The sequence below is a fragment of the Thermonema lapsum genome (assembly GCF_011761635.1).
GTDB classification, from domain to species: Bacteria; Bacteroidota; Bacteroidia; order Cytophagales; family Thermonemataceae; genus Thermonema; species Thermonema lapsum.
Genome location: NZ_JAASRN010000002.1, coordinates 822,176 through 835,630 on the forward strand (window position 1 = coordinate 822,176; position 13,455 = coordinate 835,630).

The 13,455-nt window shown below is 47.3% G+C and carries 12 protein-coding genes; 7 read left to right on the forward strand and 5 right to left on the reverse strand.

The genetic code is table 11. From position 1 onward, the window contains the following. Nucleotides 1-41: 41 nt before the first annotated feature. Nucleotides 42-863 carry a diaminopimelate epimerase gene (dapF, locus tag FHS56_RS09020; protein WP_166919900.1) on the reverse strand — a complete coding sequence of 274 codons (822 nt, stop codon included), beginning with the start codon at nt 861-863 and terminating at the stop codon, nt 42-44. A 118-nt stretch (nt 864-981) separates the two neighbouring features. Here dapF and bioB point away from each other — a divergent pair, with 118 nt between their 5' ends. Both bioB and FHS56_RS09030 read left to right on the forward strand, forming a co-directional pair. After that, nucleotides 982-1,965 carry a biotin synthase BioB gene (bioB, locus tag FHS56_RS09025; protein WP_166919902.1) on the forward strand — a complete coding sequence of 328 codons (984 nt, stop codon included), beginning with the start codon at nt 982-984 and terminating at the stop codon, nt 1,963-1,965. Further along, complete coding sequence (locus FHS56_RS09030; RefSeq protein WP_166919904.1) at nt 1,958-3,022, forward strand: adenylyltransferase/cytidyltransferase family protein; 1,065 nt, start codon at nt 1,958-1,960, stop codon at nt 3,020-3,022. Before bioB ends, FHS56_RS09030 begins: the two co-directional genes overlap by 8 nt. 95 nt (nt 3,023-3,117) lie before the next feature. Here FHS56_RS09030 and FHS56_RS09035 read toward each other — a convergent pair whose 3' ends face one another. After that, entirely contained in the window at nt 3,118-4,575 is a 1,458-nt protein-coding gene (locus tag FHS56_RS09035; protein WP_166919906.1) for a hypothetical protein, read from the reverse strand. A gap of 114 nt (nt 4,576-4,689) precedes the next feature. Between FHS56_RS09035 and FHS56_RS09040 the strand changes: the two genes are divergently transcribed. Continuing rightward, the gene (locus tag FHS56_RS09040) at nt 4,690-6,633 is read left to right on the forward strand and encodes a RecQ family ATP-dependent DNA helicase (RefSeq protein WP_166919908.1); all 1,944 of its coding nucleotides are present in this window, start codon (nt 4,690-4,692) and stop codon (nt 6,631-6,633) included. Nucleotides 6,634-6,729: 96 nt separating this feature from the next. Continuing rightward, entirely contained in the window at nt 6,730-7,440 is a 711-nt protein-coding gene (locus tag FHS56_RS09045; protein ID WP_166919910.1) for a hypothetical protein, read from the forward strand. 86 nt (nt 7,441-7,526) lie between these two features. Here FHS56_RS09045 and FHS56_RS09050 read toward each other — a convergent pair whose 3' ends face one another. Continuing rightward, a complete protein-coding gene (locus FHS56_RS09050; RefSeq protein ID WP_166919912.1) occupies nt 7,527-7,985 on the reverse strand; it encodes a single-stranded DNA-binding protein in 459 nt (152 codons plus the stop codon). A 105-nt stretch (nt 7,986-8,090) separates the two neighbouring features. Further along, entirely contained in the window at nt 8,091-9,161 is a 1,071-nt protein-coding gene (gene mutY, locus FHS56_RS09055) for an A/G-specific adenine glycosylase (protein WP_166919914.1), read from the reverse strand. Nucleotides 9,162-9,349: 188 nt separating this feature from the next. Between mutY and FHS56_RS09060 the strand changes: the two genes are divergently transcribed. The 3 genes from FHS56_RS09060 (at nt 9,350) to FHS56_RS09070 (ending at nt 12,265) form a co-directional block, all read left to right on the forward strand. Then, nucleotides 9,350-9,664, forward strand: a complete 315-nt coding sequence (locus FHS56_RS09060) for an HU family DNA-binding protein (RefSeq protein ID WP_166919916.1) — start codon at nt 9,350-9,352, stop codon at nt 9,662-9,664. An 18-nt stretch (nt 9,665-9,682) separates the two neighbouring features. After that, nucleotides 9,683-10,510 (forward strand): tetratricopeptide repeat protein, encoded by an 828-nt coding sequence (locus FHS56_RS09065; protein ID WP_166919918.1) that lies wholly within the window; start codon nt 9,683-9,685, stop codon nt 10,508-10,510. Between the two features lie 204 nt (nt 10,511-10,714). After that, complete coding sequence (locus FHS56_RS09070) at nt 10,715-12,265, forward strand: Rne/Rng family ribonuclease (protein WP_166919920.1); 1,551 nt, start codon at nt 10,715-10,717, stop codon at nt 12,263-12,265. Between the two features lie 33 nt (nt 12,266-12,298). Here FHS56_RS09070 and FHS56_RS09075 read toward each other — a convergent pair whose 3' ends face one another. Then, nucleotides 12,299-13,450 carry an efflux RND transporter periplasmic adaptor subunit gene (locus FHS56_RS09075; RefSeq protein ID WP_166919922.1) on the reverse strand — a complete coding sequence of 384 codons (1,152 nt, stop codon included), beginning with the start codon at nt 13,448-13,450 and terminating at the stop codon, nt 12,299-12,301. Nucleotides 13,451-13,455 lie beyond the last annotated feature (5 nt).

Consider the following 13,455-nt stretch of genomic DNA (forward strand, 5'->3'; position numbering starts at 1 on the left):
GGAATATAAGTGCATGAGTTTTACTACAAAAGTAATACATTTTAATGGAAGTGTAAAGGAGGGGCTGCCATTGTGTCAGTTGATAGCGGATACTCGCCGGAAAAAACAAAAGTTGCCGGTCCTTGCAGATAGATATCTGTAAAGTGCTCGCTATTCTGTCTGTGGAAATAAACAGTGAGCGTTCCCCCCAATGCCTCCACCCTAAGTGGGGAGGTCATACCACGCAAAGCAGCCACCAAAGCAGCTGCCGTAGCGCCGGTGCCACAGGCATAGGTTTCATCTTCCACACCTCGCTCATAAGTGCGAATGGCAATGGTATTGTTGTCTTTTTGTTCTATGAAGTTCACATTGGTACCTTTTTGTCCAAAAGGTTCACCATAGCGGATGCGCCGCCCCTCTTGCAGCACCGGAAATGCAGGCAAATTGTGCACCCACTGCACATAATGAGGCGAACCAGTATCTAAAAAGCAGGCATCTGTTGCCATTTGCTCAATACCCCGCACGTCTTGCATTTTCAGTTTGACCTCCTTGCCCAGTACTTTTGCTTCGTGCATGCCGTCATAGGCTTCAAAGACCACCGACTGTGGACAGATGCCGTGTTTATGGGCAAAAGCCACTGCACAACGCGCACCATTTCCGCACAAAGACCCCTCATAGCCGTCGGCATTGAAGTAAATCATCTTGAAGTGGGCTTGCGGCGCTTGCTCTATCAAGATGAGTCCGTCTGCACCAACACCAAAACGCCGCCGACACATGGCTGCAATCAAGCGGGCATTTTGTTTAGGGAAGTGCCCTGTTCGATTGTCAATAATGATGAAATCGTTGCCTGCTCCCTGGTATTTTTCAAAAGAGATGGTGTTCATGAAAACAATAGTTTAAACCAGTAGGCTGCCTACGCTTATTATTCAATATTTTTGCTTCAAATTGCAAAGTGCAAATTTCTTCTCTATTATTGAATACCCAAAAGAAAATCATACGGCTATGATACGAAACGACTGGACACTTGAAGAAGTGCGTGAGATTTACCAAACCCCCATTATGGAGTTGATTTATCGCGCCGCTACGGTGCACCGCCAATATCACGACCCCAACGAGGTGCAGGTGTGTACACTCTTATCTATAAAAACAGGCGGCTGCCCCGAAGATTGCGCCTATTGCCCGCAAGCGGCACGTTATCATACCGGTGTGGAGGTGCACAAGCTGCTGGATGTAGAAACCGTATTAAAGAAAGCATTGGAAGCCAAAGAAGCCGGTAGCACCCGCTTTTGTATGGGCGCCGCTTGGCGTGAAGTGCGCAACAACCGCGACTTCGACAAGGTGCTTGAGATGGTGAAAGGTGTTGCCAACTTGGGTTTGGAGGTCTGCTGCACACTGGGTATGCTCACCGAAGAGCAAGCACAAAAACTAAAAGAAGCTGGGTTGTATGCTTACAACCACAACCTCGATACCAGCGAAGACTATTACAACAACATCATCACGACCCGCACTTATGACGACCGCCTGAAAACTATTGAGGCAGTAAGCAAAAATGGCATTTCAGTTTGTTCAGGAGGCATCATCGGTTTGGGCGAAAAAGAAGAAGACCGCATAGCCATGCTGCACACCTTGGCAACGATGAATCCCCATCCTGAGTCGGTGCCTATCAATGCACTGGTGCCGGTGCCGGGCACCCCTCTCGAAAACCAACCGCGCGTTTCGGTGTGGGAAATGGTGCGTATGATAGCCACTGCCCGCATTTTGATGCCCAAAGCCATGGTGCGCCTGTCGGCGGGGCGCGTGCGCATGAACGTAGAAGAGCAGGCATTGTGTTTTCTGGCTGGTGCCAACTCTATTTTTGCCGGTGATAAACTGCTCACTACCCCCAACCCCGATTACGTGGAAGACCAAAAGCTTTTCCAAATATTGCAATTGAAACCCCGTCCGGCTTACAAACAACAAGAAGCAAAGTGTTGTGAGCATGCATAATCAAACACCGGGGGTGTCGTGGCTCAAGCAATACCACGACACCTTTGCTTTTTTCGGTATCACCTCTTATGAGCACTTGCTCGTAAGGTGGCAGGAGCCGCACCGCTTTTTCCACAACCTAGCTCATCTCAAAGAGCTGTTAGGTTGTATAGAGCAAAGTGGGCTGAAAGGCAGCGAAAAACATATTTTGATAGCGGCGGCTTTCTACCACGATGCCATTTACCTGCCTTGGCGTACAGACAATGAAGAGCTATCGGCTGCCTTATTCGAAAGCAACTGCTCGCAACAAAGCGAAGCTGCTGCAATAGTAAAACAGATTATTCTCGATACCCGCACCTACGAAGCTACTCACCCACTTTCGGCTCTATTCTGCCAATTCGATACCCACATATTACGTCACGGCTCATTTGTGGAGTTGCTGCGGTGGGAAGCTGCCATTTTTAAGGAATACCAGTGTTTCGATTATCGCATTTACCGCGAAGCGCGCCTGAAGCTGCTTCAACACTGGACTGAACGCTATCCGGAAAATCAAAACAACCTGCAAAGCCTTTACGATTACCTGCTGCACTATAAACCCAAGATTGGCGTTTATCCCGGTTCGTTCAATCCTTTTCATAAAGGGCACTTCAATATTTTGCTGAAAGCCGAACAAGTATTTGACAAGGTCATTGTAGCCCGGGGCGTCAATCCGGAAAAAACCGATACACTAACGCAAGATAGCATCAGCCCGGTGCTTTATTACAGACAAACCGAGGGCTTCGAAGGTTTGCTGACCGATTACCTGACAAGTAAAGAAGATTATGCCGACGTGACGCTTGTGCGCGGGCTGCGCAACGGCGATGACTTGGCTTACGAGATGAACCAGCTGCAGTTTATGCGCGATATGAAGCGCAATCTAAAAACTGTATTCTTCCACTGCGATGTGGAATATGAGCACATCAGCTCTTCTGCCCTGCGCAACTTGGAAAAGATAGGCAAAGGCTACAGCACACCTTATTTGCCCGAGCTAACAGTGCCACATCTTGCTTCTTTCATCGAAGAGCGTTTCATGACTTAAGCATTCAAAAGAGATATTCCGACAAACCAAAGGGCAACCTGCTACCGAAGGCTGCCCTTTTTTGGTCTATGTTATTGAGCATAAGCTCTAATGATTCACTTGTTCAAATTAAATGGTACATGCAAACCGAAGTAGGGCATGATAAACTGCTGTACTTCGAATTTCTCTACACCGTTTTCTACGGTACGGGCAAAGGTCCATTTAGCATCTACACCCAAAGCAAGGAACTTGGCAAAGCGATAAGCCAAACGCCCTTGCGCCAAAGAACGCTGGTCTAAGGTGAAGGCATCACTCAAGTCTGCCAACTGCCCTTTGATATAAGAACCTTGGATAATCCACCCTTTAATCAGTTCATTGGCATCTAAGGTCAAATAGATGTAGGCAGGGTTCTCTGCCGATACATTGTCAGGCAAGAGCAAGCCCCCACCCAAACGCACCTTGTTGATGATGGTAGCAGTCAATGCACCGAAAGTACCAGTCAAAGACTTGGTAGTGAGCAAACTTTCTATTTTGGCGTCTTTGTTCAGCTCATAAATCGCATTGAAAAATTGGGGTTGATAGTAGTCGCTATACCACAAGCGCTCTAAACGAACATCTAAGTTGAAAATATTGGCTATGAAATTGATACCTGCATGAGCCCCAATGCTCCAGCCAGTACCTGCCTTGTATCCGTTGATGAGGTCAGCCTGCTCAGGATTGGCAGCAGCCAATGCCAACTGACGAGCCTGCAGGCTGTCTGAGTTTATTTTGTTGAGTTGGTTGTATTGGGTGTAAGCAGTCAAGCGCAGCATGGAGTTGTTCACAACCGTAACACCCATATCTATACCCCAAGCACTCACCCCATCCCGCACGTATTTGGTAGAAGGCAGATTCGAGAGGTCTTTGGTGGCTTGGTCATCTTGAAACACTTTGGTATAGTCGGTGTTGTCTCGGTCTTGCAGATAGGTATAGCCTATTTCTACTGTTTTGGCTATGGGTATTTGAGTAGTTGCCAAAGGACGCACATAAGGACGCACCGCCAACAAGCCCGAAGTACTCAGGTTGCCATAAAGCCCTTCAATACCAAAATACGGAACGGGGCGTATGTCGGCACTGATACCTACAGCACGTTTCTCAAAGGAAGGTGAGTTGGTGTATTGGTTGACCAACCCTCCATAGCCAATATACTCACCCGTCATGTCGCCTACCTTCACATATACCTTGTCGCGCTTTTTAAAACCGTAACGCAGATAGCGCATCATACGCAAAACACCCACGCCGTTCTGGAATTCGTCTTTACGCAACTCACGTGTTTCGATATTCCATAACAAAGGCACGTCGAAGCCCACGCCTATTTTCCAAATGACGATTTCGGGCTGAATGCGGAAACCAACGTACTGCTGCTCTCCAATTTTGGTGTAAACAAAAGGCAGCTTAAACACGCTCATGCTGTCCATAGCAGACAGCCCCATGGTCATGGCAGGGTCTTGATAGGTATTTTGTCCTTCTTCTTGTGCCCAAGCGGGTGCTACAGCAAAGGCTGTCAACCAACCCCAAAGTAAAATCTTTTTCATACAACTTGTGTTTTGTTGAAACAAAGAACCGTTTTAGTTCATTAGCAAAAATCAGGCAATACAAACGCAAAAAAATCTTAAATTCATAGAGAATAGCGCTACTTACTGATTTTCATGAAGCCACAGAATACACAAGTGCCTTCCGAAGCCGAAGCCCTACTGGTTCTTGAGCGATACTGGGGCTATACGTCCTTCCGCCCGATGCAGTGGGACATCATTCGCTCTGTATTGGAGGGGCACGATACGCTGGCATTGCTTCCTACTGGTGGTGGAAAATCTATTTGCTATCAGGTGCCCGGCTTGCTGCGTTCGGGCTTGTGTTTGGTGGTGTCGCCACTCATTGCACTCATGAAAGACCAAGTAGAGCAACTGAAGCGCCGCGGGATTGCCGCCGAACTCATCATCTCCGGCATGAGCGCCCGCCAAATAGATTTTGCCTTAGACCGCTGCATTTATGGCAATGTCCGCTTTTTGTATGTATCGCCCGAGCGCCTGCAAACTGCCCTTTTTATCGAGAGAGCCCAAAAAATGAATATCCACTTGCTGGCAGTAGATGAAGCCCACTGTATTTCGCAATGGGGCTATGAGTTCCGCCCGGCTTACTTGCAAATTGCCCACTTTCGCCAACAGCTGCCCTACCGCCCGGTTACGCTTGCCGTTACGGCATCGGCAACGCCACAGGTGCAACAAGACATTTGCGAAAAACTGCAATTTAGACCCGGCTACCGCTTTTTTCAGAAGAGCTTTTTACGTCCCAACCTTTCTTACTCGGTCTTTGAAGAAGAGAACAAAGCAGAGCGCTTGCTTTACATTTTGCAGAAAGTAGAGGGCAGCGGCATTCTTTATGCCGACACACGCAAGCGCTGCGAACAACTGACACTTTGGTTGCGCAAAAAGGGCTTCTCTGTCGATTACTACCATGCAGGCTTGACGCCACAAGAGCGCAACCAAAAACAAAACGACTGGCTCCACAATCGCCTTCGCCTAATGGTAGCCACCAATGCCTTTGGCATGGGTATAGACAAAGCCGACGTCCGCTTGGTGATGCACCTTGCCCCACCTGCCTCGTTGGAAGCCTATTATCAGGAAGCCGGACGCGCCGGGCGCGACGAAAAAGCTGCCTACGCCGTTTTGCTTTACCACCCAGCTGACTTCCAAAAGCTAAAAAAACAAATAGAGCGCAGCTATCCCCCCGAAGAGGTGCTAAGGCGTGCCTACGAATCACTTTCCAACTACTTCCAACTGGCAATAGGCAGCGGCGAGGGGCAAAGTTTTGACTTCGACTTTGAACGCTGGCAAAGCCGAAGCGGACTGCCTGCCCAAGAGGCATACTTTGCCCTCAAAGCACTGGAGCAGCTGGAAATCATAAAACTCGACGAGGATTTTTACCGCCCGCCTCAACTGCATGTGCTTGTCAATCAAAAAGACCTTTACGATTTCATATTGCGAAACCCCCATCTCGAGGACATCATCAAAGGGTGTTTGCGCTTAGGGGGGGGCAAGCTACTTTCTGAATACCATTCATTTTCACTCAACGACTGGGCGAAAAAATTAAGCCTTTCGCCCCAAGAACTTCACCATGCCCTGATGAAACTGCGCAACTCCGGCATTATGGATTACCAGCCTGCCGGTGAAGGCAGTCAACTTACGTTTTTGTTGCCCCGTCATCCGGCGCAACGGCTGCCCCTGCGCTACGAGCTACTGCAGGCGCTCAAAGAAAATCACCTCCAGAAGATTGCCCTAATGGAACAGTATTGCCGAGGTGAACACTGCCGAAGCCTGTTCATTGCTCATTATTTTGGTGAAAAAAATGAACAGCCTTGTGGTTTTTGCGACCATTGCATTCGCGAGAAGAGAAAGAAAAACAAAGAAGCACACCTTGCGAAAGTAAAAGAGCAAATCAAGACAGCCTGCCTGCATGCTCCCATCCCTTTGGAAGAGCTTCGAAAACACTTAAAGCAAATGGATTTGCCTCTTATAGAACAAGCACTGGATGAGCTGAGCCGTGAGGGGCATATCAAAATCAACGACGCCCAAATGATTGAACGCCTTTTGTAAGCACAAAAAAATTTTTACGTCCATTCCCGAACTTTTTATTTGCTCTAATGTTAAGAAATTGTTAACTTAAAGTTAAAAAAAGAAAAAGCAAAGACCATGAGGCGTTGTGCATATATCATGGTGGTGTCAATTTTATTGACGACGGGCTTGCCCGGCTATGCGCAGCCTGCCCACACAGATATACATAGCGCCGGGCACTCTATGCAAAAAGCTATTTTGCGCGAGTTTCATGCATTCCGTCAAGCCATAGAGCAAGAGCGTCTATATTGGGAAAAACAAACTCACAGCCACCCCATCAATAAAAATTTATTGTACAAGCTGTTCCGACATACACAAAAAAACTTACTGAAACAGTACCAAGCTTACAGCCAGTGGGAAGGGCTGCTCACAAAAGGGGCTTTCGATTGCGTTACGGGCAGCATGGTGTATGCCTACCTACTGGGCAAAACAGGTATTCCCTATGAAATCATAGAAGCACCTTACCATGTGTTTATCAAGGTGCATCTTGGCAAAGAGACCATTGTACTGGAGTCCACTGACAAAAACGGCTTCCTGGAGTTTGAACGGGACATCGCTGCGCATACCCACTTTTACGCCGAAAACGGGCAGCTCCATTCCATTCGTTTTGTAGAGCTTGTTGCTTTGTATTACTACAACCAAGCGGCTAATGCCTTCAATCACGGTCAGTGGGAAACTGCCCGCCGTTATATTGATGAGGCTGCTTTGTTGTATCCCTCAGCACGTATCCTCGAGCTGAAAGCCGAACTGGATAGCCGCTCTCGGTGGATGGTAGCGCACTTCAATTGATTTACAGACATTTCTTTGTAAAAGAAAAACACACAGAAAGGGGCAAGCCGTTTCTGTGTGCACAATTGCCAGAAAATGGAAACTGCTTAGAAAGGCAGGTCGTCCTCATTGTCGTCGGTCAGAAAAGGCGGTATTTCTTCTGTACTAGGGCTGCTTTGTTCTACCAGAGGTTTGTTTGTTGAAGCATTCGAAGAAGAAGCATACTCTTCGGGACGCCCTCCCAAGAGTATCATCGACTGGGCACGAATCTTTACCGTAGAACGTTTGTTGCCGTCTTTGTCTTCCCAGTTGTCGGTGCGAATTTTTCCCTCGATATACACTTGACTTCCTTTGCGCAAATACTGCTCTGCTATCTTTGCCAAGCTATCCCACATTTCTATCCTGTGCCATTCGGTGATAGACTGACGGTTGCCCTGCCGGTCTGTGTACGCTTCGGTAGTAGCCAGATTGAAGGTAGCCACCACCGAGCCACTTTCTAAGGTTCTTACTTCGGGGTCGGCACCTAAGTTGCCAATAAGAATTACTTTGTTGAGTCCTCTTGCCATGGTTTATGGTTGTTTTAGTGTGTAAACACACATGAATATACAAAATTTCGACTAAACAACCCCAGCTCAATAGGTTTCATTTTCATGTTTTAAACAAATAGTCGCTTAACTGCTCAACAGGTGGCGGTGTTGTTCAAGGTATTGAGCAATTACTACAGGTTTGGGCAAGGCATCGCATTCGTCGTAAGCAAACCAATCTCCCTCACTATGCAGGCAGTCAGGCAAAGACACTTCACCGTCGAGTATGACAATACCCATGTCGATATACAGCTCTTGATGCGTCAACAGGTGGCGCACTTGGGTTACGGCTTGGGCTTGCTGCCACTGCAAGGCAGCCGGGTGCTCAAGCAGCTGTTGCTTCAGTGCCGCTGCCGTAGCAGCTTCCACACAAGCTGGCTCGTATAAGCCCCGCCATATATCCTTTTTTGTGCGCTCTTGCATCCATACTTTTCCTTTGCGAAGAAAGAAACGATAAGACAAGTAACGTTTGCGTTTTACAGGTTTTTTGGTTTTTACCGGCAACACTTGTTGCTTACCATGGCGCGCCGCATAGCAGTCGTCGCGAAAGGGACAAGTCAAACACAGAGGCTTTTGAGGGGTACACTGCACAGCGCCAAACTCCATGATGGCTTGGTTGTAAATCGCTGCTTCCTTTGGTGGCATGTGCCCCTCGCTCAATGCTTTGAATTTGCTTTTGGTGCGTGTCAGCGAAATATCGTCATACAAACCATACAGACGTGCAAAAACGCGAAACACATTGCCGTCTACCACTGCCACAGCTTCGTCGAAAGCAAAAGAAGCAATAGCAGCGGCTGTGTATTCTCCAACTCCTTTCAATTTACACAGTTCTTCGTAGTTAGACGGGAAGCATCCGCCATACTGCAGGCTGATGGTCTGTGCTGCCGCATAAAGGTTACGCGCGCGGCTATAATAGCCCAACCCCTGCCACAAACGCAATACTTCTTCCAAAGGGGCTTTTGCCAAATCGTGTACAGTAGGATATGTTTTTACAAAACGCTCATAATAAGCCAACCCCTGTGCCACACGTGTCTGTTGAAGAATTACCTCAGAAAGCCATATGCGATAAGGGTCGCGCGTGTTGCGCCAAGGCAAGTCCCTTTGATGCAGGCGATACCAAGCCATCAAGCGCTCAGCAAAGCGAGGAATCATTTTCATAAAGCAGCTGTTTTAAATCTGACTTTCAATATTTTATGTTTTTTATCTTTCCCGGGCAATATTAAATTTTTTGACAAGTATTTTTAAAATCGACAAACAAGCTATACCTTTGTGTTCCACTAAAACAGTGGTTTTTAACTCGTTATATTTTTGTAAGACCAAGGTTTAACTTAAAAATTGTAAGAACCGTGACAAAGGCAGAAGTTATCGCACAGATTGTTGAGAAGACTGGTATCGACAAAGCTGATGTTCAAAAAGTAGTGGAGACCTTTTTTGAGGTAGTAAAAGACAACATGACCAAAGGCGAAAACATTTACTTCCGCGGCTTTGGCAGCTTTGTAAACAAAAAACGAGCTCGCAAAACCGCTCGCAATATTGCCAAAAACGTGGCTATCATCATTGAACCGCATTATGTGCCTTCTTTCAAGCCTGCAAAGACTTTTGCAGAGGCTGTAAAAAACAACTTGAAAGTAGAAGAAAGTCGCCAAGAAGCGGCTGTTTAAATGTAATTCACTCTGCTCATGAATAAGTCTCAGATAATTGTAGGCATTGGCGGAATAGCTATGATGGGCTTTTTGTATGCTTTGCCTCGGCAGATAGTCAAAAAGCCAGCGGCTCCTGCAAGCACAGCTACAGCAAAAGCCCCAACTGCCCAAGAAAATAGTAGGGACGAACTCCATGCCAACATGCAATTGTCTGAGGCTTCTCTTGCTCAAATCAAGCGCTTGAAAGAGGCATGGATTCAAGCCAAAGCAAGCGAAAAACCTCTGTGGGCAGATTCACTGGCAATGGCTTTTTACCAAGCCGGGCGCTTCGACAGCGCCGCATATTATATGGCATGGAAAGCCGAGCGCAGTCAAAGCATACAAGACAAACTGCGTGCTGCCGATGCCTACTATGAGGCATTCCGCTTTGCTATGGACGTAGAGCGCGCCAATCGCTTTGGTGAACAAGCTCGGGCACTTTACCAACAAGTGCTAAACGAAAACCCAACATTACTGGATGCCAAGGCTAAAATGGCGATGACCTATGTTACCACGTCGGAGCCTATGCAAGGCATTCAAATGCTTTTGAATATACTGCAGACCAATCCCAACCATGAATTGGCGCTCTACAACTTGGGCTTGCTTTCCATGCAACGGGGAGCCTACGATAAAGCAACTCAGCGTTTCGAGCATTTGCTCGAGGTGAACCCCCAGCATGCCGAGGCTTATTTGCTGCTTGCCGAGAGCTACTTGAACCTCGGTAAGCCCAAAGAAGCCAAAGCTACTTTGCAAAAAGCCCTTGAGCACTTGCAAGACCCCACCGCCAAAGCGCAAATAGAGCAAGCAATGCAAGAATTAAATTAATGTTTCACCAAAAAATAACCAAACTATGCCTTGTGGAAGAAAACGTAAAAGACACAAGATTGCGACACACAAACGCAAAAAAAGACTAAGAAAAAACCGTCATAAGAAGAAAAACCGTTAGTGCATTGATTGCACGCACCTGAAAGGCTTCAGTCGGAAGCCTTTTCCCTCTTTTTTACATGAAGCAAGTAAAACTATAAGACCGTGAATCATGAACTAATTGTCAATGTCAGCAAAAACAGCGTACGCATTGCGCTGCTCAATGACAAAGACATTATTGAGTATCATGTAGTAGAGGGGGACAATCCGTTTAATGTAGGAGATATTTACTTCGGGACGGTAAAAAAGGTAGTCTCAGGGCACAACGCAGCGTTCATCGATGTAGGCTACGAAAAAGATGCTTTCTTGCACTACACCGACTTGGGTCCGAATGTACGCACGCTGTTGCGCTATACCAAAGACACTATTGCCAAGCAGCAAAAAACGCATAAGTTAGACAATATCCAGTTTGAAGAGCCTATAGAGAAAGGGGGCAAGATAGGGCAGGTGCTCAAACGCAATATGCCCATCTTGGTACAAATAGAAAAAGAACCTATTTCGAATAAAGGTCCCCGCCTATCCTGCCAACTCACCATTGCAGGACGCTATTTGGTGCTCATTCCCTTTGCCGATACGGTCAACGTATCGAAAAAAATCATCAAAAAAGAAGAGCGCAACAGACTACTACGGCTTATCAACTCTATCAAACCCAAGAATTTTGGTGTGATTGTACGCACAGCAGCCGAAGGCAAAGAAGTAGCAGAACTCGATGCCGACCTGCGCGAGCTGATGGAACGATGGGAAGCCGGTTATCGCATTTTGCGAGAGGCACGCCCACCTGCCAAGATTATCGGTGAGTTGAGCCGTGTGTCTGCCATCTTGCGCGACATGCTCGATGAAAATTTCGATGCGGTAGTGGTTGACGACCCCGCCATGTATGAAGAAATACGCGCATATATACGGCGCATAGCCCCCGACCGCGAAAAAATCGTGAAGCTGTATAATGGCAAAGTGGGTATTTTTGAACACTACGGTATCGAAAAGCAACTCAAACAAATCTTTGGCAAAAGCGTGTCGCTTCCCGGTGGCGGCTACCTCATCATTGAACACACCGAAGCCTTACACGTCATAGACGTAAACAGCGGCAACCAAGCAGCCAATACGGGCAATCAAGAAGAAACGGCGCTAAAAGTCAACTTGGAAGCAGCCAAAGAAATAGCCCGTCAGCTGCGTGTCAGAGACATGGGCGGCATCATCGTCATTGATTTCATAGACATGAAAAACCCCGCCCACAAAAAAGAGGTGTACGAAGCCATGAAAGAATTTATGAAAAGCGACCGTGCCCGCCATACGATATTACCCATCACCCGCTTCGGTCTGATGCAAATCACCCGGGAGCGCGTCCGTCCCGAATTAAACATTAAAACCCGAGAGGTTTGTCCCGCCTGCAATGGCACCGGCAGCATCTCTGCCAGCATATTAATTGCAGATGCCATTGAAAATGCTTTGGACTACATCGTGCACCATCAAAAAGAGCGCGGTCTGAGTCTTATTGTGCACCCTTATTTGCATGCCTACTTCACCAAAGGGCTTTGGTCCAAACAAATGAAGTGGTTTTTTAAATACGGCACTTGGGTGCGTGTCATTCCTGATAGCTCATTGGCTATTAACGAATATAAGTTCAAGAACAAAAAAGGTATCGAAATAGAAACTTGAAAAGAAGGCTGTCCCGTAAGGACAGCCTTTCTTTTATTCCTCCTCTCCGGCATTGCGGAAGATAGCCAGCAAGCGGAAGGCACCTGTTGAAACTATAGAATCTTGGGGACTGAACGGCAGAGGTTCTTGCAATGCTACTTCTCCTCTACCGCTGCGCATCAATTGCACTGCCAAGGGTTCCAAGCGTATGCCTTGCTTGCGCCATACATATGCCTGCCCGTTATCATATACTACCGCTTCTTCGGGCAATACCCACGCCACACGGGGCGCAACAGCAATCCACGCTTGCACATAGCTACCTACAAGGGGATGTTCGGGAGCTTTTTTGAAGTGTGCATGCACATTGGTGCTGCGGTCTGCGTTTAATTTGGCATTCACCTCAAACACTTCGGCGTGCAGTGTATCGTTGGGTACGGCAGCCAACACCAAGCGTACTTTTTGCCCACGTTGTACTTTCGGTAAGTCTTTTTCAAAAACTGTCAACTCTATATGCACATGGCGTTCGTCGAGCAATTCCAACACAGGTTGCTGCGGCTGCACGTAAGTCCCTTCGGTAACTAATATTTTGGTTACGACCGCAGAGTGCGCGGCACGTACAGGTAAGGATTTTTTCATGCTGCCTTGTGCTATTTCTGTAGGATTGACTCCCAACAGCTCCAACTGTGCCTCCAAAGCTTTCTTTTCTGCCAGCGTCTTACGATAAGCGGCGTTGGTCTGTTCAAAAGTTTTACGCGCATTGACATCAAGCTCCAGCAATGCCTGCTCTCTTTTATAGGCACTTTCGAGTTGCTGCAAGTCTGCAAGCAGCGTTAGGTAACGCCTCTGCATATCGATGAACTCCAAACTTTCGATATAAAAAAGTACTTGTCCTTTTTGCACATGCTGCCCTTCTACGAGCTGCAGGTTACGCACATAGCCGGGAATGCGAGTACCCACCTGAATGAGGCTTTCGGGAGGCGGCATCACCTGCCCACTCACTTCTATCCATTCCGACACCTCTTGCCGAACGAGCTGTGTGAACTGTATGCCCATTTCTTTAATTTGCTGTGAGCTTAACTCCACAGCTTGCAGCTTAGCAGAGACCTCGGCAGCATCACGCGCTTGGTTCGTCTCTTGTTGTACCTTGTCTTTATTGCAAGACTCAAACAACATCGAAGCCAGAAGAATATACAATAAACGTTTCATATTTT